Source organism: Lentisphaera araneosa HTCC2155, assembly GCF_000170755.1.
Lineage (GTDB): Bacteria > Verrucomicrobiota > Lentisphaeria > Lentisphaerales > Lentisphaeraceae > Lentisphaera > Lentisphaera araneosa.
Window position 1 is genome coordinate 35,398 of the sequence record NZ_ABCK01000002.1, and the last position, 24,086, is coordinate 59,483.

14 protein-coding genes are annotated in these 24,086 nt (G+C 40.7%); all 14 read left to right on the forward strand.

Annotated features, from left to right (window positions below):
* Positions 1 to 2 precede the first annotated feature (2 nt).
* The 14 genes from LNTAR_RS01740 (at position 3) to wecB (ending at position 24,079) form a co-directional block, all read left to right on the forward strand.
* Entirely contained in the window at positions 3 to 1,316 is a 1,314-nt protein-coding gene (locus tag LNTAR_RS01740) for a sulfatase family protein (protein WP_083799917.1), read from the forward strand.
* Positions 1,317 to 1,396: 80 nt separating this feature from the next.
* Positions 1,397 to 2,944: a sulfatase family protein gene (locus LNTAR_RS01745; protein WP_007276900.1), complete on the forward strand. Its 1,548-nt coding sequence runs from the start codon at positions 1,397 to 1,399 to the stop codon at positions 2,942 to 2,944.
* Between the two features lie 119 nt (positions 2,945 to 3,063).
* Complete coding sequence (locus LNTAR_RS01750; RefSeq protein WP_007276901.1) at positions 3,064 to 4,473, forward strand: sulfatase-like hydrolase/transferase; 1,410 nt, start codon at positions 3,064 to 3,066, stop codon at positions 4,471 to 4,473.
* A 19-nt stretch (positions 4,474 to 4,492) separates the two neighbouring features.
* On the forward strand, positions 4,493 to 6,022 hold the full coding sequence (locus LNTAR_RS01755) for an arylsulfatase (RefSeq protein WP_007276902.1): 1,530 nt from the start codon (positions 4,493 to 4,495) through the stop codon (positions 6,020 to 6,022).
* Positions 6,023 to 6,081: 59 nt separating this feature from the next.
* On the forward strand, positions 6,082 to 7,593 hold the full coding sequence (locus LNTAR_RS01760) for a sulfatase family protein (protein WP_007276903.1): 1,512 nt from the start codon (positions 6,082 to 6,084) through the stop codon (positions 7,591 to 7,593).
* Positions 7,594 to 7,910: 317 nt separating this feature from the next.
* On the forward strand, positions 7,911 to 9,746 hold the full coding sequence (locus LNTAR_RS01765) for an AraC family transcriptional regulator (protein WP_007276904.1): 1,836 nt from the start codon (positions 7,911 to 7,913) through the stop codon (positions 9,744 to 9,746).
* A gap of 155 nt (positions 9,747 to 9,901) precedes the next feature.
* Complete coding sequence (locus tag LNTAR_RS01770; RefSeq protein WP_007276905.1) at positions 9,902 to 12,013, forward strand: alpha-glucuronidase family glycosyl hydrolase; 2,112 nt, start codon at positions 9,902 to 9,904, stop codon at positions 12,011 to 12,013.
* Positions 12,014 to 13,624: an arylsulfatase gene (locus LNTAR_RS01775; RefSeq protein WP_007276906.1), complete on the forward strand. Its 1,611-nt coding sequence runs from the start codon at positions 12,014 to 12,016 to the stop codon at positions 13,622 to 13,624.
* A 91-nt stretch (positions 13,625 to 13,715) separates the two neighbouring features.
* Entirely contained in the window at positions 13,716 to 14,738 is a 1,023-nt protein-coding gene (locus LNTAR_RS01780) for a TRAP transporter substrate-binding protein (protein ID WP_007276907.1), read from the forward strand.
* Positions 14,738 to 15,229 carry a TRAP transporter small permease gene (locus LNTAR_RS01785; protein ID WP_007276908.1) on the forward strand — a complete coding sequence of 164 codons (492 nt, stop codon included), beginning with the start codon at positions 14,738 to 14,740 and terminating at the stop codon, positions 15,227 to 15,229. The genes LNTAR_RS01780 and LNTAR_RS01785 overlap by 1 nt, the downstream gene beginning before the upstream one ends.
* The gene (locus LNTAR_RS01790; RefSeq protein WP_007276909.1) at positions 15,222 to 16,520 is read left to right on the forward strand and encodes a TRAP transporter large permease; all 1,299 of its coding nucleotides are present in this window, start codon (positions 15,222 to 15,224) and stop codon (positions 16,518 to 16,520) included. The genes LNTAR_RS01785 and LNTAR_RS01790 overlap by 8 nt, the downstream gene beginning before the upstream one ends.
* Positions 16,521 to 16,680: 160 nt before the next feature.
* Positions 16,681 to 17,559, forward strand: a complete 879-nt coding sequence (locus tag LNTAR_RS01795; RefSeq protein WP_007276910.1) for an amidohydrolase family protein — start codon at positions 16,681 to 16,683, stop codon at positions 17,557 to 17,559.
* A 413-nt stretch (positions 17,560 to 17,972) separates the two neighbouring features.
* Entirely contained in the window at positions 17,973 to 22,796 is a 4,824-nt protein-coding gene (locus LNTAR_RS24895; RefSeq protein ID WP_007276911.1) for an alpha-glucuronidase family glycosyl hydrolase, read from the forward strand.
* Positions 22,797 to 22,924: 128 nt separating this feature from the next.
* Positions 22,925 to 24,079: a non-hydrolyzing UDP-N-acetylglucosamine 2-epimerase gene (wecB, locus tag LNTAR_RS01805; RefSeq protein WP_007276912.1), complete on the forward strand. Its 1,155-nt coding sequence runs from the start codon at positions 22,925 to 22,927 to the stop codon at positions 24,077 to 24,079.
* Positions 24,080 to 24,086: the final 7 nt, after the last annotated feature.

Here is a 24,086-nt window from a genome sequence, read left to right on the forward strand (position 1 = left end):
AAATGATTAACCATATAAGCTCATCCATCAGATGGATCGCAGTTGTCGCATTATCCATGACAATTAACTTTGCGACTCTCGATGCTCAAGCAAGCAAACCGAATATTATTCTCATTATGGCAGATGATATCGCCTACGATAATATCGCTTGTTATGGAAGTAATTATTTCAAAACTCCGCGCTTAAATCAACTGGCTCAAACCGGGGTGAAGTTTAATCATTGCTACTCTGAGCCCGTATGTACACCAAGCCGAGTGAAAATCATGACCGGTCGAGATGGCATCCGTAACTACGTTGGCTTCGGCATCCTGGATAAGAAGGAAACTACTTTTGGTACCATGATGAAAGAGGCTGGCTATGCAACTGCTGTGGCAGGTAAATGGCAGCTCTACACTGGTCGAAAAGGTTCTCTCGCGCCCGACTGCGGTTTTGACACCTACTGTTTATGGAGCTACCCAGGAACAGAAAGGAGTCGTTTTTGGAATCCAAGTCTGATTCGCGATGGCAAGAAAGTTCCTGTCACACCCAATTCCTACGGTCCAGATATTTGTACGGACTTCATAATCGATTTTATTAAAAAGAATAAAAGCCAACCTTTCTTCGCCTACTATCCGATGCTCTTAGTTCACAGTCCCTTTGTGCCAACCCCAGATAGTAAGGACAAAAACAGCACTAATAAACTCGAAAACTATCGCGATATGGTTAGTTATATGGACAAGTGCATCGGAAGAATAATCGATACTTTGGAAGAAACAAATTTACGCAAAAACACCATCGTTCTCTTTACCACCGACAACGGAACCGGTAGACCACTCACTTACCCCTACAAAGGAGAAAAACGCGTTGGAGAAAAAGCTTATCCAACAGACGGTGGCTCACATGTTCCGCTCATCGTAAACGGCCCAGGAATTGTGTCTCAAGGATTAGTAAGCGATGACATTGTGGACTTCTCCGACTTTCTCCCAACTCTAGCAGATATAAGTGGTGCTAACCTGCCTAATGTCACATTAGATGGACGCTCTTTTTGGCCACAGTGTCTCGGTAAGAAAGGTTCTCCACGGGAATGGATATTCCAGTATTATCATCCAAAATTAAAAAACGCCGCCAAAGAGTATGGTAATGGCAAACCCTATATTATCTGGGCACAAGATCAAAGCTATAAACTCTACTCTCACGGCAAGTTTATTGAGACTAAAGATCGCCACGAAAAAATAAATATCTTACCAGGCACAGGCACTCCGGAAGCTGAGTCGGCTCGAAAGAAACTCCAAGCGGCCATCGACAGTATGCCCAAAAGCAACGCTAACATGAAATAAATACCGAACAAGACGGATGCAGACGACGCTTGACAGCGCGCCTGATCCGAGCCGTTCGGTGCATTGATAAAGAGAAAAATATGAACACAAAACAAAGCTTATTTAATGCGGTAGGTATTGCCGTCCTTGCTGCAATGATGACTCACCTCGCCTTTGGGGCCGCCAAGACAGAGACGCCCAACATCATCCTAATACTGGCCGATGATATGGGCATAGACTCCATACAAGCCCTCAATGGAAAGAGCGGTATCCCAACCCCCCATCTCGATAGGTTGCTTACGCAGGGGATACATTTTACGGATGCGCATTCTGGGTCGGCCGTTTGCACGCCGACGCGCTACGGCGTGCTGACAGGTAGGTATGCATGGCGAAGCCGGTTAAAGAAAAGTATTGTTCGCCAATGGGAACGTCCCCTCATTGAGAAAGACAGGCTCACATTGCCGGGCATGCTCAAGAAGAAGGGCTACAATACAGCCTGTATCGGCAAGTGGCATTTGGGATGGGATTGGCCAAAGAAAGGCGGTGGATTCACCGAGAAAATGAAGGAAATTGATTTCAGCGAGAAGATTGAAGGTGGCCCCGCCGGGTGCGGTTTTGATTATTACTTCGGTGATGATGTTCCGAACTGGCAGCCCTTCGTCTGGATTGAAAATGGCAGGATGTTGGGAGTGCCAAACAAACAACTCTCTTTTGCCTCTCACTATCACTCTGGAAAAGGTATCGGCGTGGAGGGATGGGACCTCGAGGCCGTATTGCCAAAAATAACCGAGAAAAGTGTCGAATACATCAACCAGCAAGCAGAAACAAAGCAACCTTTCTTTCTATATTTTTCAATGACTTCTCCTCACACACCCATTGCTCCCTCAAAACCTTTTCAGGGGAAAAGCGGCATTAGTAGATATGCGGACTTTCTGATGGAAACCGACTGGTGTGTTGGACAAATAATGAAAGCTCTGAAAGACAGGGGTATTGCCGACAATACCCTGCTGATCTTCACTGCGGATAACGGGACAAGTCCAAAATGTAACTTCACAGAATTAAGAGAGAAGAGGACTGATTTGCAGAATCACTGGCGAGGCATGAAGGCCGATGCATTTGAAGGCGGCCATCGCGTCCCGTTTATCGTTAGCTGGCCTGGACATATCAAGCCCGGCAGCAAATCGGACCAAACCATCTCTCTTGTAGACATTATGGCAACCTGCGCGGATGCCGTTGCCTTGACCCTTTCCGATAGTGCTGCTGAGGACAGCGTTAGCCTAATGCCGGTGCTAAAAGGCGAGGACATAGCAACCCCTCTACATGAAGCCGTTATTTGCCATTCGATATCCGGTGTGTTTGTTGTGCGCAAAGGGAAGTGGAAACTCCAGTATTCAGCGGGTTCCGGCGGATTGAGTTTGCCGAAAGATAAAAATGCCAAAAAGAAGGGTCTGCCAACATGGCAACTCTACGACCTATCCAGCGATCCCAAGGAAACAAACAACTTGATCAACGGACACCAGGAAATAGTGAAAGATCTTACCGCTATATTGCGCCGTTATATTGAAAATGGTCGCTCGACTCCCGGCACACCGCAGAAGAATCATAATGAAGCTATATGGTGGCCAGGTCTACCTTGGACCAAGAATTAGCGTACATCGTTAAGAATAGAGCACCAAAAATACCGTTAAAAGGCTAAGTCTTACAAGCGTGTGAGAACGGAGCCATGCGATAGAATAGAAAATGAATATCACTAGAATAAGGAAAAAAAATGGTTAAGATAACAAAACAATTAAGTCTATTGATAACGCTTATTTTTATAGGGCTTTACATCCAAGTGCAAGCCGCTCCACCCAATGTGGTGGTCATCTATTTCGACGACACGGGCTGGAAGGACTTTGGGTGTTTCGGCGGAGCAGTTGATACGACTCATATCGATAATCTTGCAAAAAACGGAATGCGCTTCACGGAATACTATGCTCCAGCGCCAAACTGCTCACCTTCACGCGCCGGGCTACTGACCGGCCGATTCCCTTTTAGGTTGGGCATGTATAGCTATCGGAGCAAAAATACACCAATGCACCTACCGGATTCCGAAATCACCATTGCAGAGGCCTTGAAGACCAAAGGCTACGCCACCGGTATGTTCGGTAAATGGCATTTGGGTAACCTTGATGGTAAATCGCATCCGACTCCAAGTGAGCAAGGCTTCGACTACTGGCTTGCCTGCGACAATAATCTGATTAAACACAACCCGAAAAGCCTTATCCGTAACGGCAAGCCAGTCGGTAAAATCGCGGGGTGGGCGGCACAAGTAGTAGCAGATGAAGCCAATGAATGGATGAAAAAACAGACCTCTCCCTTTTTTGCCTACATTGCCTTTAGCGAAACGCACTCACCACTCGATGCCCCCGAAGAGTTAATAACAAAATATATCGAGCGGGGAGAGAATAAAAAACGAGCGACCTACCGGGGAATGACTGAGTATAGCGATGCGGCCGTCGGCAGCATCCTAAAAACCTTGGATGACATGGGCGTGAGCGATAACACGCTCGTTTTCCTCGCCTCCGACAACGGTCCCACCTCTGAAGATTCCTGCGAAGGGCTGCGCGGCAAAAAGAGCTATACCTGGGAGGGAGGCATTCGCGTCCCCGCCATCATTCGCTGGCCAGGTAAAGTAAAGCCTGGTTCGGAATACAATGACCCCGTGGGAGGCATCGACCTATTACCAACACTCTGCGATATTGTCGGGGCAGAACTCCCAAAAAGACATATTGATGGTGTAAGCATACGTTCAGTCCTTGAAGGGAAGCCCTTTAAACGTAACACCCCCATCCTAAGCTTTTTTTATAGAACTAGCCCTGCAGCCTCAATGAGAATGGGCGACTATGTACTTATCGGACACTCCGATGACGAAGATCGCAAAAAATCACACAGCATGAGTGCGGAAGATATGCCCATAGTCAAGAGTAGCAAATTGGTTTCCTTCGAGCTTTACAACATCAAAAACGATCTCGGACAGGAGAAAAATATTGCCGCTACCTACCCCGAAAAACTGGCGGAGCTTCGCAAGATCATGCTTGCACTTCATCACGACGCCATAAGCGAAGGCCCCTTCTGGGAATTCCCGGAAGCCAAGACCAAGAAGACGAAACGCAAATTGAAGAAGCAAAATAATTAACTCAATGGGGACACTATAAATGAAAGCTTGGAAATATTTAAGATTTACTACGGTAACAATTGGATTAATACTGACGGCATCAGCAGATCAACGTCCCAATATTATTGTAATTATGTGCGATGATATGGGCTATTCAGATTTAGGTTGCTACGGTAGTGAGATTCAAACTCCAAACCTAGACAAACTAGCTGCAAACGGTCTGCGTTATTCACAGATGTACAATACATCTAAGTGCAACACAAGTCGCTCTAGCCTATTGACCGGACGCTATGTAATAGGTAAAACTTCTGATACTAATTATGATGCTGGACCATTGATCAGTGAAATCCTCCAAAATGCCGGCTATCGAACACTTTGGAGTGGCAAAAACCATAGTCGAGTTCGACCTCCCGAAAGAGGATTTGATCGTTTTTACGGTTTTCAGGGTGGTGCATGTAATTTCTGGAACCCAGGAGAAAAACTACAGGATGGAGGAAAGTTACCTCACATTAAAGCTTATGAATGGATGGTTAATGATAAATGGCATAAAACTTTTATTCCTGAAGATCCAAATTATTTTATGACTGATGCCATTACAGACAATGCCATTTCCTGGCTTAATGAATATGAGAAAGAAGATAAACCTTTCTTTCTCTATTTGGCTTACAATGCTCCTCATTGGCCTTTACATGCTCCGGAAAAAGACATCGCTAAATACAAAGGCGTTTACGATGCTGGTTATCAAAAAATTCGTACCGCAAGGTATAAACGCATGATTGAAAAAGGTATTATAGAAACGGAAACAGCTACGCTATTTCCAGAACAGATTAAAAGCTGGGAAAGGCTTTCTGAAAAAGAACGTAAGCTGGAAGCACAACGCATGGAAATTCATGCTGCCATGGTCGACAATATGGACCAGAACATTGGCAGAGTTATTAATACATTGCAAAAACAAGGAGAACTCGAGAATACTTTGATTCTATTCTTCTCAGATAATGGTGCTAGTCATGAGCGTGATAAAAGAGCTTTCAAAAATTATCAGCCTACTGGTAATGAAAAAATGGGCAGTGTGTTGAGCTATGAATGTATCGGCCGTGATTGGGCCCGCGTTGTAAATACTCCTCTAGCAAAGCATAAAGCCACCAGCCATGAAGGTGGGATCTGTACACCCATGGTGGCTTATTGGCCGAAAGGAATGACTAATACCGGGGGCTGGAATCATGAACCTGTCCATCTAGTTGATATAATGAGTACAGTGCTCGATTTATCTCATCAAAAGTATCCAATTAAATTTAATGGTAAGCAAACAAAGCCACTTCAAGGAACTAGTCTAGTACCAACGTTTTCACAGAAAGCACTCGCCCAGAGAAAATTCACAATGGGATTCGATTTTGCAAATAGCAAAGCTGTTCGCAAAGGAAAGTGGAAATTGGTCTCGTACAAAAAAGGTCCTTGGGAGCTTTACGATATGTCTAAAGACAGGACTGAAACGCTTAATCTTGCGAAACAAAATCCCGAGCTAGTCGAAACTCTCAAAAAAGAATTTTATCAATGGATAGCGAATTTATGACTGTTAATAAACCGCCGTCAAATTTTAGAGAATTATTAAATATCAATAGGAAAACTTAAATGTATAAACTTATTCAATCATTCAGCATACTTTTTTTTATAACTAGCCTCTCATTATTTGGGAAAAATAATCAAGTAAATATCCTTTGGATTTTTTCAGATGACCATGCCTACCAAGCTATAGGAACTTATGGTGGTCGCTTTGAAAGCTTAAACCTTACACCAAATCTTGACTCAATTGCCAATGAAGGGATGCGTTTTGACAAATGTTATGTTGCCAACTCCATCTGTGCACCCAGCCGCGCAACTCTGCTTACCGGTAAGCATAGCCACAAAAACGGAAAAATTGAGAACCGAGGCGAGTTTAATCATGATCAAATGCAATTCCAAAAGCTCTTACGTAGCAATGGCTATCAAACCGCTATGATTGGTAAGATTCACCTCAACGGTAGCATGCAAGGTTTTGATTACTGGGAGGTACTACCGGGTCAGGGCAAATACCTTAACCCCGATTTTATCAGCGAGAAAGGAAAGACCAAATATCAGGGTCATTCTACCGATATTATTACTGATCGTGCACTGAACTGGCTTTCTAACGGCCGTGATAAAACCAAGCCATTCATGGCTATGGTTCACTATAAAGCACCGCATCGTAATTGGATGCCTGCTGAACGCTTTCGCAAACAATTCGCAAAAATGGAATTTCCTGAACCAGAAACACTTTTTGATGATTATTCGACAAGGGGAGTCGCTGCCCATCAACAGAATATGTCGATCGAAACAACGATGAATAATAGTAAGGACTTAAAATCAAATACCTGGAAGTTTCGCGATGAATTACTTAATAAATCTGGTCTTAAGGGCAAAGAATTGGTCCGTGCAAAATATCAAGAATACATGCGTGACTACCTGGCATGTGTTGCCGGTGTAGATGAAAATATCGGTCGCTTATTAAAGTATCTAAAGGATAATGATTTGGAAGAAAATACCGTAGTCATGTACTCAGCTGATCAGGGCTTTTACTTGGGTGAGCATGGCTGGTTTGATAAGCGCTTTATGTATGAGGAATCGTTCCGTACTCCCCTACTGGCGAAATGGCCGAGCGTGATTAAAGCAGGTAGTGTAAATAAGGATCTGGTACAAAATATTGATTTTGCCGAAACCTTTCTCGACATAGCAAAAACTGATATCCCATCGGATATGCAGGGTAAAAGCCTTGTTCCACTAATGAAGGGGGATACCCCAAGCGACTGGCGCGAAAGCCTTTATTATCATTATTACGAATACCCAACTGGGCATCGTGTAAGACGTCACGAAGGGGTGACTACTGGGCGCTACAAGCTTATTCGGTTTTATGGATTAGATGTTCCCAATGGTGAAGAATGGGAACTCTATGATTTAAAAAATGATAAACATGAAATCAACAATAAATATAAAAATCCTGAATACGCTGCGATCATCGCAAATTTAAAACAAGAATTACAAAAGCTTCGTCAGCAATATGATGTTCAAGATATTCCTCAAACTGCGAAGAAGAAAAAGCAGATAAACAAATCTAAGTCCAATAAATAAATGCTCTAGTAACTAACTTGGTGGAATCCACGAGTATAGGGTCCATTGCAGCACGCTATACATGGGCAGAGAACCCAAGACTTGGTAAAGTCTGCTCAGAAGCCAACTACCTCGCCTCTTCTTTTAGAGCTAACAGTTAAAGTAATTCATCAATTCTCATTTGAATGTACAGGAAATTTCCCCTGTATTAGTATTGGTTCTACAAAGCTTAGATCATAGAAATTATCATTTTCGTAAAAATAATTTACTCTTTTGTAGCACAGTAAATTTGGCTCTGTCTAAATGTTTATACATAGACAAAAGGAAAGCTGAGACAAATGTTAATTTATTTTCAAATCATCACCAATCTTTTAATGCCAATTGCAGCTGGAGCCCTGTACTTGGCGTGCTTCTTCTTTTCAAGAATGCAAGGAAGCAAGCGATTAAAGTATTTTAACCTATTCTTATTATCTTTTACAATTTACCTAATTCTACGACCAATACAGCTTGGTCTAGGCGCTCACCCTTACCCCCTTTGGGTATGTCTTTTTAGGCATTTCCTCTTGGATGCTGTTTGTGCGCCTTTGGCTTTTTTAGCTCTATGTGCGTTTTCAGAGAGTGTCTCAAAACAAAAAATCACCAAAGCCTTTGTTGCGGGTTCAGTGCTGGGGGGTTTTTACTGTGTTATGAATTTTCTTGGTACAGACTCAAGCTATGTATTGTTGGATCTGGGGCCATTGCAATTCCACGACAACTACACGCCCTCCAATCATGCTCCTTACTATGGGCGAGAACTTACGACGCTCACACAATGTTTGGTAGCTACCATTTTTTTCATTGTACCATCAATTAATTGTCTAAAAAAATCGGAATTAAAGCAAACGAGTCAGTTACTTTTTGCAAAAGGCTTACTCCTTTTTGGGCTCGCCTACTTAATGGGTACTTTTTACCATCTCTGGGGACTCTATTATTTAGCTGCAGCTGTTAGTGCAATTTTGTTGAGTAAAGCAAATTATGATGATATTCAACAAATTAAAAACAATGCTAAACAAGCGGCTGATCTTATCAGAAATGAATTAGTAAACTCACTACTGAGATCACAGGGTAATGAAAATAAACTAAAAGAGCTATTTAAATTTATCGGCTTAGAAAAAAGCCCTAAACATTTCGTGATTTTGGAATGTAGTACCGACTCGAACAAAGGTGATTTTCAAAGAGAGTGTCTTAACCACATCGACAAAGATGAACGATCTAAGTTGTATCAAGTTTTCTCCATGACCGATGACTCTTTCGGCCTTGCCTGTGGCGATTTCTCGAAAAAAGAACTTGCTGACTTCGCAGAATCATTGCGACAAAAATTAAGAACTCATAAAGTATCAATAGGAGTGAGTACTAGGTTACACAGCCTATGCGAGGCTTATCGTGAATCTCTGGTCGCTCTCAACAGAGCTAAAGAACTTGGAGGCGATATTGTCGTTATATTTACCCCGCTCAGAGATCTATCTGAATTTGGCACGAGTCTTATCGATCAGCAAAACAAATTAATTCAATTGATTTTTGAATCGCGTCGCGAGGAGATTGACCAACAAGTAAATGACTATATCAAAAATTTGACGCGCAATTGTAAAATGAATTTATTCAAAATGAAATTAAATCTACAAGGGATACCAGTTTTAATCACTAAATCTTGCATCGATAAAAATATTAGTCCCGAAGATATTTTAAAATGTGAAGAGCAACAAACAATTGCATTACTGGAAGTCAAAGAAATTGATGAATTAACTCTCTGGCTAAGTAAAACTATTAAATTTTATCTAAATATAATCCGTGACTCCATGCAAAAGCCGGAACATTCGCAAATCAAGCGTGTTAAAGAATACGTTCAAGAAAAATTTAGAGAACCCATTTCTTTGGAAGACGCCGCTTCAATTGCATGTTTAAGTGCCTCACACTTTCGCCGGGTATTCAAAAAGGAATGTGGTGAGAGCTTTAATCAATTTCTCACCACATATAGAATTGATGCTAGTAAAGATTTTCTCAAAAACCCGAAGTACAGTATAAGTGACATCGCCTATGAAGTAGGATTCAAGGATTCAAATTACTTCAGTACTGTTTTCCGTAAAAGCCAAAACATTTCTCCACGTGATTACCGCAATAATGTATTAAAATCATAAGCTCGTAAATACTATAACACTTAACTCTTTAGTTGACTTAACGCAACTGTGAAATTTGATCAGATCTTAAAGTTCTTTAAGCACTTTCTTAAGGATTAATCATATTCAGATTTTATAAGTGCTTATAATTTAATTCACCTTACAAGGAAAATTCCATGACTAAAAAAGCAAAGATGATTTATTCACTTACATGCCTATTTTCACTCATTTGTACAGCTCATTCTTCTAATGCACCTAGTAGTTATAGAGCATGGTTGAGTTATCAAAAAATCGACAAGCAGAAAATTCTCAACACCTATCAAAACTTGTTCCAAGAATTGTCAGTGGCTGGAAAAAGTCCAATTATCCAATCCTCCATAAATGAGTTGCAGATCGGCCTAAAAGCTATACTTCAAACTGATTTAAAAATTTCAAACTCCTTTTCTAAAGGCTTAATAATTGGCACCGCCAAAGAATTAAGTATGAAAGGGATCGATTTGGACGTCAGCAATTTATCGAGCGAGGGCTTCCTCCTTCAAAGTGATAATCAAAAACTTATCCTTAGTGCTAAATCAGACCTAGGTTTACTATACGGTGCATTTCATATTCTTCGACTGATCCAAACACAGCAAGCCTTAAACACTCTTGACCTCAAAGAAAACCCTAAAATTCAACACCGCCTACTAAATCATTGGGATAATCCAGGTACAGTACCCGAAGGCAGGTCATATGTTGAGCGAGGCTATGCTGGAGATAGTATCTTTAAATGGGACGAGCTCAGCAAACATGAACAACGCTATATTGATTATTGTAGAATGTTAGCCTCCACTGGCATAAATGGCAGTGTAATGAATAATGTAAACACTGCGAAAAAAGGTCTTGAAGGCTGGAAACTCTTAACACCAGAATACTTGCCTAAGCTCAAGTACTTAGCAGGAATCTTTAGACAGTATGGCATTAAAATGTATATCTCCGTCAATTTCTTTAGCCCCGTAATTGTGGGGGGCTTACCTGAAGCTAACCCCAATGATCCAAAAGTTCAAAAATGGTGGAATGATAAGGCTAATGAGATATATAAAGAAATACCCGATTTTGGCGGTTATTTAGTTAAAGCTGACTCAGAAGGTGAGCCAGGCCCAATGAAGTACGGATTAACTCATGCGGATGGTGCCAACTTACTTGCACGCTCTCTAAAACCACACGGTGGCATAGTTATGTGGAGAGCATTTGTTTACGGTCACAAAAAATCTAATCCAGACAGAGCTGCTCAACCCTATGATCTATTTAAGCCAATTGATGGAAAGTTTGATGACAATGCCATCGTTCAAATCAAAAACGGCCCACATGACTTTCAAGTTAGGGAGCCCGTATCTACGCTTTTTTCTGCAATGCCAAAGACAAATCAAATGCTCGAGCTTCAAATAACTCAGGAATATACTGGTCATGAACGCCACGTCTGTTACCTAGTACCTCAATGGAAAACTATTTTTGATTTCGATACCCATGCAAAAGGGAAAGGAACTGAGATCAAAAAAATCCTAAGCGGCCAAGTTTACAAATACAAACACGCGGGGATCGCTGGTGTTTCAAATATAGGCGATGACACAAATTGGACTGGGCATTTATTAGCTCAGGCAAATTTTTATGGTTTTGGAAGACTATCTTGGAACCCCGACTTATCCACAGAGGAAATAACTGCAGAATGGATAAAGCAAACATTTGGTCACAATAAAAAAATAATGAAAGTTGTCAGCAAAATACTAAATACTTCATGGCGTACTTACGAAGATTACACTATGCCACTTGGAATTGGTTTTATGTCCAATGGTTGCCCCGATAACGATGAAAGTCACTTCCGTCCCGATCCTGCAAAAAGAAAAAAATACCATAAAGCAGACAAAAAGGGCTTAGGCTACGATAGAACTAAAAATAGCAAAGGTCATAGTCACTACGCAGGTCAGTACCATAAGCCTGTGTACGATATGTATAAAAACGTAGAGACCTGTCCCGAAGAATTATTACTATTTTTTCATCACCTGCCCTACACTCATAAGCTCAAGTCTGGTAAGACGATCATCCAACATATTTATGATGCACACAATGATGGTGTGAAGCAGGTAGAAAATTATTACAAAGAATGGCAAAGCCTTAATGGCTTAATGGATGCAGAACGCTTCGAAGAAGTTTCTCTTAAATTAAAAGAGCAAATCAAATATGCTGCCGAGTGGCGTGATTCTATTAATTCTTATTTCTATAAATTGTCGAAAATCAAAGAAATAAACAAGTAAATGACAATAAAAATGCGCGCCAAAATATTCGCTCAACTAAGTTTTTTCCTTTGCTTGTTACTAGCATTTAATGCGTCTAGCAATGATAAACAACCTAATATACTCCTCATCCTTGCAGATGATTTGGGTTGGTCAGACTTGGGATGCTACGGTAGTATTATTAAAACGCCAAATCTCGACAAGCTCGCTAAAGACGGTATTCGTTTTACTCAATTCCATAATACCGCGAAATGTTATCCATCGCGAGCATGTCTTTTAACAGGTGTATACGCTCAGCAAAATAACATGGCCCGTGGGGCCGGTAAAATTAAAAATGCTGTGACCCTAGCTGAAGTCCTACGAGAAGCCGGTTACAGAACTCTTGCTTCTGGAAAACACCACGGCGAAGACAACCTATATGATCGTGGTTTTGATCGTTACTTTGGCTTACGAGATGGTGTATGTAACTACTTTAACCCAGGTTATCAACGCCCAGGCGAAGTTGTTCCCGCTCACAAAAAAGGTAAATTCCCAAGGAAATGGTGTATCGATGGTCAAACTTTTTCACCCTACACTCCTAAAGAAAAAGACTTTTATACCACAGACTACTTCACCAATTATGCACTTGAATATTTAGAGGAATATAAAGATGAAGACAAGCCCTTTTTCCTATACCTCGCTTACACGGCTCCCCATGACCCTCTGCAAGCATGGCCAAAAGACATAAAAAAATACACTGGTAAATTCATGCAGGGCTACCAAGCCTATCGTCAAGCGCGCTATGAACGCATGCTTAAAATGAAATTAATAGATAAAGCCTCCTTTCCTTTATCGGAACCCAGTTACCGTGACTGGGATTCACTCAGCTCTGAAGAAAAAGTCCAAGAAGATCGACGCATGGCGGTTTATGCTGCGATGATTGACTGCATGGACCAGAACATTGGCAAAGTCATTGATAAATTAGATAAACTTGGCCAACTTGAAAATACATTAATTCTCTTTGCATCGGATAATGGTTGCTCCCCAGGTAGTGATTTTGGTGGATTTAAAGATTATAATCCAGATGCTAAAAATGGTGAAATTGGCTCAATGCAGCGCTACACCAAGCTAGGAATTGATTGGGCTAATGTAAGCAATACCCCTTTTAAGCTTTTCAAAACTAACGCCCACAAGGGCGGGACATGTACTCCCTTGATAGCTTACTGGCCTAAAGGAATTATTGGAAATAATCGAATTTCTCACAAACCTGGCCACTTCATCGATATAATGCCAACCATAATTGATATCGCTAAGGCCAAGTACCCTCAAGAATTTAAAGGAGAAAAAGTCGTCCCAATGCAAGGAGAAAGTCTGGTCTCAGTTTTCAAAAATAAAAATACTGCGAGAACCAACCCAATTTACTGGTACTACGGCAAGGGGAAAGCTATTCAATATGACAACTGGAGATTGGTCAGCGATGCTGAATCTCCTTGGGTTCTTTACAACATGGACACAGACCGTTCGGAAACTACAGATGTAAGTAATAAGTACCCAGAAGTTGTCAGTAAATTAAATGATTTACATAAAAAATGGATGAAAGAAAACCCGGTTAGTAAAAAGAGGAAAAAAAGCCGAAAGCTAGCCGCTAAATAGACCTTTAACAATGTAAATGCACCCAACTATTAATTGATTATTACAACACTCACAAACTATTTACAGACCCTAAAAAACTCAAGGAATACATATGTCTAAACAGAGAAAATCAGGCTTTTTTGCAGGTGTTCTAGTTGGGGTGCTTGCAGCCACAATCATTTTTTCTTTTGTAACACGATACAATAAATCGAATGGCTCCCAGCAAAAGAATATCACTACAATTAAGTTAGCTCATACCTTAGATACCAAACACCCTGTTCATTTGGGTATGGTGTACATGAAAAAAAGATTAGAAGAAATATCTAATAATCAAGCAACTCTAGAAATATTCCCAAGCGGTGTCTTAGGTAGTGAAACAAAATGTATAGAGATGCTACAAAATGGCGTCTTGGCCATGACCAAAACATCCACTTCTCCAATGGAGGGTTTTGTCCCTGAAATGGGAGTTTTTAGCTTGCCTTATGTGTTTAGAAGTCGAGAACACTTTTGGAATGTTCTCGACTCAAAGATAGGTAAAGATCTTTTGTTAAAAGGCGAATCAAGAAACCTGAGAGGCATCTGCTATTTTGATGCGGGCAGTCGGAATTTTTACACTACCAAAAAACCTGTTTTGACTCCTGAAGATTTAAACAAACAAAAAATCAGGGTTATGAACAGTAAAACTGCTATCGATATGATTAAAGCCTTGGGTGGGTCACCCACACCAATTGCTTGGGGCGAGTTATATTCAGCCTTAAATCAGGGCGTAGTAGACGGCGCAGAAAATAATCCTCCAAGTTACTACAATAACGGCCACCATAAAGTGAGTAAACACTTTTCACTCGATGGACATACACGTGTCCCAGACATGCTCGTTATTAGTAGTAAAATCTGGAAGAGTTATTCTCCCGAATTACAAACCTGGCTTCAACAAGCCGCAGATGAAGCATCTCAATACCAAAGAGAATTATGGGCACAAAAGTCAAAGGAAGCACTAGCTGCTGCCGAAAAAGAAGGCGCAAAAATATATTACCCAGATATTCAACCATTTATCGATAAAACAAAAAGTATGATCGATGGTTTAAAAGATACAGCTGTCGGAGATATCTACCGAAGAATACAAGAGACGAAATAATGACTTCTACACTTTTAAAACTTAAAAGCCAATTAGTAAAATTATTAAACGCCTTAGTAATCATTACTATGGGACTTTTAGTTCTAGATGTTCTATGGGGCGTACTATCCCGTTATCTTCTCGGTGGACAAAGTAGTTGGACCGATGAACTTGCTCAAGTTCTTTTAACCTGTCTGGTTCTTTTTGCCAGTGGCGTAGCCTACGGCAAAAATGAACACTTAGGTTTAGATTATTTCGTTGGAAAAATGGATTCTTCAACTCAAATAAAAATTAAATGCTTAGGAAACCTAATTGTCTTAATTTTCTCTATTTTTGTCCTCATTATTGGTGGTATAAATTTAGTAATTAACACTTACGAAATGCAACAAGTTATGCAGGCGCTGCAAATTCAAAAAGCCTATGTTTATAGTGTTATTCCTATCAGTGGTTTCTTTTTTCTGATTTTTAGTATCGAATCGTTTTTTGAAAAAGAGTGCGTTAAAAATGATTGAAATTTTACTCATTCTAATTGTCAGCTTTGTGGCAATGCTCTTACTAAATGTTCCCATTGCTATCACAATTGCCATGTCATCTTTCCTTGCTATTTTGGCCGCAGGTCTAGACCCCAATTATCAGGTTGCTTTTGATATGGCCGATGGTGTTGGTCGAATTGGCTTACTACCTATCCCGTTTTTTATTTTATCAGGCATACTTATGGGAAGGGGCGGAATAGCTTCACGCCTAATCGATTTGGCAAAGTCAATTATTGCTTGGTTCCCTGGTGGCCTTGCTTTAGTCAACACCGTTACTTGCATGATTTTTGGTGCACTATCTGGCTCTGCTGTTGCGGCAGTTTCTTCAATCGGTGGCTTTATGGTCCCTGAAATGGAGAAAGAAGGCTACGATAAAGATTTCAGTGTTGCAGTAACTTCCACTGCAGCGACTACAGGCTTACTCATCCCTCCAAGTAATATTATGATTATCTATGCAGTAGCTAGTGGTGTAACTGTAGAGGCCATGTTTATGGCAGGTATTATTCCAGGCTTACTTGTTGGTCTGTGTATAATGACTGTTTGTATTATTACGGCTTTAAAAAAAGGCTATAAAGCTGGAGAGTTTGTTGGATTTAAAACGATCGCTCAATCTTTTCGCAAAGCTTTTATGAGTTTATTGCTCATCGTCATTGTAATCGGTGGGATTTTAGGAGGTATCTTTACCGCTACAGAGGCTTCAGCAGTAGCAGTAGCCTACTCATTTTTTCTTGCGGTAATCTTTTATAAAAATGTTAAATTAAAAGATTTACCAGAGATATTTCTTCAGGCAGGAAAAACGACTTCAATAGTCATGCTCATGATCGGCGCTAGCTCGGCTATGTCCACAATTTTGACCTTGGAAAACATACCTCAAATGATCAGTCAATTCCTGATGCAAGTTTCAGATAATCCGATTATCATTTTATTAATCATTAATATCACCCTCCTTTTAGTGGGAACTTTTATGGACATGACTCCTGCATTACTAATTTTCACCCCAATTTTCCTTCCCGTAGTTAGTTCGGACTTAATTGGTATGCACCCAGTTCATTTTGGAATAATGATGATCGCCAACCTCTGTATTGGACTTTGTACACCTCCAGTTGGATCCTGTCTGTTTGTGGGATGCGGCGTGGGAAAAACAAGTATAAGTAAAGTTTCCAAACCCATGTTGCCTTTCTTTTTGGCCATGGTATTTGCCTTATTACTTACTACATACATACCAGCATTTTCTATGTGGCTCCCGGAAATACTTGGCTTAACTAATTAGTACTTAACGGAGATAATCTAGTAAATCTATCACATCAAAATATTTTAATTTGAATATCTCCTAAATTCACTCGATATATTGAAAAAACATATATATGATAAGTGTCTTACAAACTTAGCTAAATCTTGAAATAATTTATGCTTTAAACAAAGAACTCTGTATGAAAGTAATATTAGCTTTATCCTTACTACTTTTTCAGCAAATAATATCAGCTATTGAAATGACTGTTGAAAACATCGAGATAGTTGATTCTCACATTCATTTCTTTGATACATCGAGACCTGATGGAGTCATGTGGCCTCCTAAAAGAAACAAGGTCCTTCATGTACCGACTTTACCTGAGCATTACAAAGAAATAGTTAAGGAAAATAATGTTAAGAAAGCAGTAGTCGTTCAAGCCAGTAACTGGGTCAGTGATGCCAATTGGAACTTAAAAGTGACTGAAAATGAAGCTGACCTATACGCCGGTGTAGTTTGTAATCTTTCTACATTGGGAACAAAACAATTTAGAAAAGACATTGATAAACTGATACAAAATCCGCGTGCGGTTGGCATTAGAATAACGCATCCCCCAAAGGATAGAAAATTTTACTCTGCACAACTTATCAAAGACCTTAAATATATCGCCGAACACAATATGAGCCTAGACATTTTACATGCTCGATTTGAGTCAGATACCTTAATTGAAATCGCTAAGCAACTGCCTGAACTTAATATAATGATTGGACTTTCAGGTAAAAAAACTGATTTAATCCTAGAACTTGAAAGACTGCCAAATGTCTTCTGCAAATTCACTAATGACCTGAGTAAGTCTGAGACCAGAAAAAACTTTGAAATTATCTGGCAAAAATTTGGCCCCGATAGGATAGTCTTCGGCAGTAATTGGCCGGCGACTAAACTTACTCCCAATGGCTATGCTCAAACTAAGAAAGCACTTTTCGATATTTTAAAAGAGAAAGGCGATGATGCAGTAAAAAAGGTTTTCTATGACAATGCCTTAAAGTTCTACCAATTAGAAAATGGTCGAAAATTAAAGTAACACTGTTTCATAATTAAATTTTAAAGCTTTGAGTTAATTAGTAAATTCACTACAAGCCATAGATTAAATTCATTACCATATACGCTAAAAAATATAGCATCCAGTGGCAGGTACTTTTGATCAAGATTGTATATGAAAATCTTTTTCTCGTCGGGAGAAGGTTTTAGCAATTGTCATTATGACCTGTTATAAGCTTGGTCTACAATTAATCATCACACATTAAGGCGTCTTCTTGATATTCTCATTAACGCTGAGAATCAGCACTCTTTCTTATAAATAAAAGCATGCTTTTTATGCTTAAGGATCATATCTCAAAGCTATTTGAGCACTTTTTTAAGGTCCTACCCATCTTTTGATTTTAGCTTTTATCATTTGAATGAGACCTAAAGCTCAATAAACAAGGATTGATTTATATGAAATTATTAACGACACTTATTAGTCTATGCATAATTACCGCAGGTATGACTAATCGCTCCTATGCCCAAGCGTCGCCCAGTGACACCATCTTATGGAGCATCGCCGGCAATGGATCTGGTGATGTTACAGACAGTAGCACTACTGTTACAATAGCCGAAGGTGTATCAGGACCTGATGGTAGTGATTTTAATGATGGCGCAAATGGCTTAGATTCCTTCGTTGTTGGTGGTCAGTACACAGCAGGTGATCATTTTAAACTTAAAACATCTGGCGATACATATACATCTTTTGATTACAATAAAGACTACGTTGAATTCACGATCACAGCTGAATCCGGTTATGCTCTAAATCTTTCTAGCTTGGATTTCGATTCCGCAAGAGGAGGCGACTCTGGCACTCGAGGCTTTAAGATCTATGGTAAGACTCAAGGATCTCCTACAATAACAGATTTATTACTCAATATTGATAATGAATCAGGCACCAGAACAACACCTTCTAATCGCAGTGTCGATTTGTCAGCCTCCCAATATGACGAAGTTTATTCCATAACATTCAGATACTATCCATCAGTCACCAATGGTTCCGTTGAGTTTAACAATCTGAAGTTAATCGGCAGCGTTTTTCCATCTGATACCCCCGTCGAAACAGGCTATGACCTGTGGTTGCGTTATCCCGCCATAGATGATGCCGATTTACTCGCTACCTACCGTTCATTTGCTTCAGAAATCGTAGTTGATGGGAACTCAGAAACCTTTACGGCAATCAGAACGGAGTTAAATAATGGACTGGACGGACTTTTAGATAAAGACGTAACAGACTCAGCATCAATCACTCAAGATGGTGCTGTGCTTGTAGGAACACCAACATCTTCGGAGATTGTGGCTACTTTGGGTTGGGGGACAGAACTAGATGCAGTTGGTGAAGAGGGATTCTTAATAAAATCTACTACTATCAATGGAAAGGCTGTTACTGTAATCGCATCAAATGGTGAAATTGGCACACTTTATGGTACCTTTAACTTCTTGCGTTTAATGCAAACTAACCAAGCTTTAAATAGTTTAAATATTTCTGATAGCCCCAAAATTAAGCATCGCATGCTCAATCATTGGGATTGGGACAAAGACAACAATCAAAATCTCGTAGAACGTGGATATGCTGGTGAATCTATTTGGAAATGGGATGACCTTCCAACAGTTGTAGACCCTCGTTACACAGATTATGCTCGTGCAAATGCCTCAATTGGTATTAACGGCGTGGTTGTCAATAATGTAAATGCCCAACCACTCATTTTGTCCGCGGAATATTTAGAGAAGGTCGCAGTCTTAGCTGATGTTTTTCGTCCATATGGAATAAAAGTCTATCTAACGGCCCGATATGATGCGCCAATGCATCAGGATTCGGATGTAATCATTAGTAGCGCAAATACTACTTTACCTGAGGTTCAAACTTGGTGGAATAATAAAGTGGCAGAAATCTACAACACTTACATCCCTGATTTTGGTGGATTCCTAATGAAAGTTGACTCAGAGGGACAACCCGGGCCAAGCACAAATTATGGACTAAATCATGCCGAGGGTGCAAACCCCATTGCGGATGCTCTCGATGTTTATGGTGGCTTACTTATTTGGCGTACATTTGTTCATGATAAATCTCTAGATGATGACCGAGTAAAACGCCCTTACATACAATTCACACCCCTAGATAGTGAATTCAGAGATAATGTCATTTTACAAGCTAAAAATGGTCCCTTTGATTTTCAACCACGCGAACCAATCCATCCCTTATTTGGTTCTATGCCAAATACAACTATGGGAATGGAGTTCCAAATTACTCAAGAGTACTTAGGGCACTCCACACATTTGGTTTACAATGCACCAATGTGGAAAGAAGTACTCGACTTCGATACGTATGCCAATGGAGCAAATTCCACAGTCGCCAAGATTGTCGATGGCACCTTAGATTCCCGCGAACTTAGTATGATTGCAGGCGTAGCTAATATAGGCTCCGACACAAACTGGTGTGGACATCATTTCGCACAGGCTAACTGGTATGCCTATGGTCGTTTAGCATGGGATCACCAACTGAGCTCTGAAGGCATTGCTGATGAATGGATTCGTATGACCTGGAGTAACGACTCGGATGTTCGTACCGACTTATCATCCATGATGCTACCCTCTTGGGAAGCTGCTGTGAATTATATGACTCCATTGGGACTGGCTTTTACTGTGAGTGGAAGTGATTTCACACCTTCACATTATTATCCACAACCAAGCAAGAGAGATGGAAAATACTGGTTTTCTGACAGCTCTGGCTTAGGTTATGATCGCACGACCTCCGGATCAAATGCTGTGGGCCAATATTCAACAGAAGTAGAAGTCCTTTTTAACTCGCTGAATGATTGTCCAGAAAAATACCTACTTTGGTTTCATAAAGTTTCTTGGGATCACACAATGGATTCAGGTAGATCAATGTGGGAGGAACTTTGCTATAAATTTAACCATGGCGTCCAGCATATCAACAACATGCAAACAACATGGGACTCCCTAAGCGAAAAAATTGACTTCCGCCGCTTCGGGGATGTTCAAACAAAGCTCAGCAAGCACCTTATTGATGCTACTGATTTCAAAGATACATATATTGAATACTTTCAAAATGATAACGGCTTAGATATTCCTCCATACTCTGAATCTAATCAAGCACCAAGTTTTGGTTCTGAAACAATTACTGAAGCAAATGCCATAGTAAATTCAGCTTACAGCGGCAACGTGGCAAATGCTACAGACCCTGACAATGATATACTCACATATTCGAAAGTAAGTGGTCCGAACTGGTTAACTATCTATGCGAATGGTTCCCTATCTGGTACTCCGGGACAGTCGAACCTCGGTCCTAACTCCTTTAATATTAAGGTAGATGATGGAAATGGTGGCACTGACACGGCCATTCTTAACATAACAGTTAGCGAATCTCAAGTAAACACTTACATTTTGTGGGGAATCGCAGGTAATAGCAGTGCTGGTAACAACATTGGAGATGCAAATACAACTGTCACTTTAACCAACGGTGTAAGTGGACCGGATGGCAGCGATTTAAATGATGCGACTAATGGCTTAAATTCATTTGTTGTCGGTGGTTCTTACACGGCAGGCAATCATTTCAAAACCAAATTGGCTGCAAGTAAGACATCCATCGACTATGGCTCAGATTATATTGAATTCCAAATCTCAGCAGATCCTGGCTATGTCTTAAATCTTAACAACCTCAATTTTGATTCCGCCAGAGGTGGTTCATCTGGAACACGTGGTTTTGAAATCTATGCTGCGGTTGGATCTACTCCTACAATAACAGATCTCTTGCTCGATATCGACAATGAATCAGGAACACGCGACATCCCAGTTAGTCGCAGCATTGATTTGACCACAGCCCAGTACCAGGAAATTAGTTCCATCACCTTTAGGTACTACCCTTTGATGACTAACGGGTCCATGGAGTTTAATAATTTGAACTTGATCGGTAGCGTGGTAGCTGAAAATCCTGATGGCAATACAGCGCCTATTACGATAGCACAAAGCTTAACTACAGAAGAAAATATCCCTCTGAATATCACACTGGCTGGAACAGATGCTGATGAGGATGATCTTACCTTTGTTGAAGTTGGAACACCATCAAACGGTACTATATCCGGAACAGCTCCAAATCTACTTTACACTCCTAATCCTGATTTCAGTGGCAACGATAGTTTCACTTTCAAAGTTAATGATGGGACAGTTGACAGTGAACCCGCAACGATTTCGATCAGCGTTACTCCTGTAGGCGTCGAAACGTACACAGTCACCTTTATAACGGGAGACGGATCAGAAGTTCTTGTAAACAACATTGTATCAGGTTCTGATATAAGCTCTCAAATTCCAGAACCGATGGTAATAGAAGGTAAAACATTTACCGGATGGGATCAACCTGTCACAAATGTAAGTTCCGACCTCACTGTCACAGCTCTCTACGAATCAAAGCAATTACAGCTTTCATCTTTAACGATGTCGAATCCGAGTTCTCATACCCTGAGCTGGACTGCTCTGGACAATACGGCCTACTACTATTTAGCCGTTGGTACATCTGTAGGCATGGATGATCTCTATGGCATGTACCTTGATTCCGATGTTACGACTGTAGATCTTAATCTCAGTGGCTATGAAAATGTCTATGTGCGCCTGTGGACTTATGCCAATGGCGAATGGCATATCGAGGACTCGGTAATTACCGATCCTAATTTTACTCCGGCAAATGCCTCGTTCACTTCCTATAGTGGCGATGCCTCTGAGCTACGTATCGAATGGAACAGAAGTACCTATGATGGCTGGTACTACATTCAGCTAGTGAATAAATTTACTCAGGATGTTGAATGGAGTGATTATTTTGCTCGAACAAGTGCTGAAGCACTCGTGGGTGCAGTGAGTCAGCCGCTGGATTACTATGAAGTTCACATTTGGTCCTATGATATGAATCTTGGGCAATGGAATCAGGATATTAAGGACCTGGCCACAAGTGAAAATCAGGCCGCGACTTATGCTTCCCATGGTCTTGACGGTACGAGTTTAACTCTCAACTGGAATCAAAGTAACTACTTGGGTTGGTACTACATTGAGCTAGAAAGGATCTCAGACGGAGCCTTTATCGATGGCTCCTATTTCGACTGGAATGTGGATTCAGGTGTTTTTGATATCACCGGTACGCTAGTTAATGATATTCGAGTTAGAATTTGGACTTACAATGCGGACTTAGGTGAGTGGAACTCATCACAAAGTGACCTAAACACCCCCTAAGTATTAAAAACTGTAAACTTACGGGACTGTCGAGAATGAATTCTCGACAGCCTAGGATCCCCCTGCGCTTTTTACTGCAATTTGAGGATCAAGCATCTGTTTACACAAGATGGAAACAAGGAGATAAAATGAGAAAAATATTACTGGTATTCGGGACTCGTCCTGAAGCAATAAAAATGGCTCCCTTGGCACTGGAACTAAAAAAATCTGCGCACCTGAAAGTAAAAATCTGTGTCACGGCTCAGCATCGTGAAATGCTCGATCAAGTAATGACTTCCTTCGGTTTAAAAGCAGATTATGATTTAGACCTCATGCGTGCGGGTCAAAATTTAAATAGCATTACTTCTGATGTTGTGATGGAACTCAAGCCAGTTCTTCATGACTTCAAACCTGATTTAGTTTTAGTCCATGGTGATACTACAACCACAATGGCGGCATCTTTAGCTGCGTATTACGAGCAAATCCCCGTTGGTCATGTTGAGGCTGGCTTGCGGACTCATAATATCTACAGCCCCTGGCCTGAAGAAATTAACCGCCAATTAACGGGTAGAATTGCCAGCTATCATTTCGCTCCCACCGAAGAAGCTGCCATGAACTTGATGAAAGAAGGTGTGGATCGTGAAAAGATTTATGTCACGGGTAACACGGTTATCGATGCCCTACTATTCAAAGTAGAGAAAATACGCAATGACCTCGAACTGAACCAGGGCTGTCATCAAGCTATTTACAAATCTGGGTATGACCTTGATACAGCTAGGAAATTCATTTTAGTTACAGGTCATAGGAGAGAGAATTTTGGTCAGGGTTTTGAAAATATATGTCTGGCACTTAAAGATCTTGCCAAGCGCAATCCCAATATTGATTTTGTCTACCCAGTACATCTCAATCCCAATGTAAAAAAACCAGTAGAACAGCTGCTCACGGGCGTATCCAATATACATCTGATTGCACCTCAGGATTACGAACCCTTTATCTACCTCATGGATAATTGTTTGCTAATCATGAGCGACTCAGGTGGGATTCAGGAGGAGGCTCCAAGTCTAGGTAAGCCCGTTCTAGTGATGCGCGATACAACCGAGAGACCTGAGGCTGTAAAGGCCGGAACGGTTAAACTTGTGGGTACTGAAGTCGACGCTTTAGTTAAGGAAACTCAGCAGCTGATTGATGACTCCAAACTCTATGAAAAAATGAGCCGAGCTCACAATCCCTATGGCGATGGAACTGCCAGCAAACGAATTTTAGATATAATTTTAGCCAAAAGAAAAGAGGTAGCAAATGTTTAGCAAGAAA

Excerpts from the sequence above, each read along its gene's own strand:
- LNTAR_RS01740 (WP_083799917.1), top strand. The coding sequence starts at position 3 with ATGATTAACCATATAAGCTCATCCATCAGATGGATCGCAGTTGTCGCA.
- LNTAR_RS01745 (WP_007276900.1), top strand. The coding sequence starts at position 1,397 with ATGAACACAAAACAAAGCTTATTTAATGCGGTAGGTATTGCCGTCCTT.
- LNTAR_RS01750 (WP_007276901.1), top strand. The coding sequence starts at position 3,064 with ATGGTTAAGATAACAAAACAATTAAGTCTATTGATAACGCTTATTTTT.
- LNTAR_RS01755 (WP_007276902.1), top strand. The coding sequence starts at position 4,493 with ATGAAAGCTTGGAAATATTTAAGATTTACTACGGTAACAATTGGATTA.
- LNTAR_RS01760 (WP_007276903.1), top strand. The coding sequence starts at position 6,082 with ATGTATAAACTTATTCAATCATTCAGCATACTTTTTTTTATAACTAGC.
- LNTAR_RS01765 (WP_007276904.1), top strand. The coding sequence starts at position 7,911 with ATGTTAATTTATTTTCAAATCATCACCAATCTTTTAATGCCAATTGCA.
- LNTAR_RS01770 (WP_007276905.1), top strand. The coding sequence starts at position 9,902 with ATGACTAAAAAAGCAAAGATGATTTATTCACTTACATGCCTATTTTCA.
- LNTAR_RS01775 (WP_007276906.1), top strand. The coding sequence starts at position 12,014 with ATGACAATAAAAATGCGCGCCAAAATATTCGCTCAACTAAGTTTTTTC.
- LNTAR_RS01780 (WP_007276907.1), top strand. The coding sequence starts at position 13,716 with ATGTCTAAACAGAGAAAATCAGGCTTTTTTGCAGGTGTTCTAGTTGGG.
- LNTAR_RS01785 (WP_007276908.1), top strand. The coding sequence starts at position 14,738 with ATGACTTCTACACTTTTAAAACTTAAAAGCCAATTAGTAAAATTATTA.
- LNTAR_RS01790 (WP_007276909.1), top strand. The coding sequence starts at position 15,222 with ATGATTGAAATTTTACTCATTCTAATTGTCAGCTTTGTGGCAATGCTC.
- LNTAR_RS01795 (WP_007276910.1), top strand. The coding sequence starts at position 16,681 with ATGAAAGTAATATTAGCTTTATCCTTACTACTTTTTCAGCAAATAATA.
- LNTAR_RS24895 (WP_007276911.1), top strand. The coding sequence starts at position 17,973 with ATGAAATTATTAACGACACTTATTAGTCTATGCATAATTACCGCAGGT.
- wecB (WP_007276912.1), top strand. The coding sequence starts at position 22,925 with ATGAGAAAAATATTACTGGTATTCGGGACTCGTCCTGAAGCAATAAAA.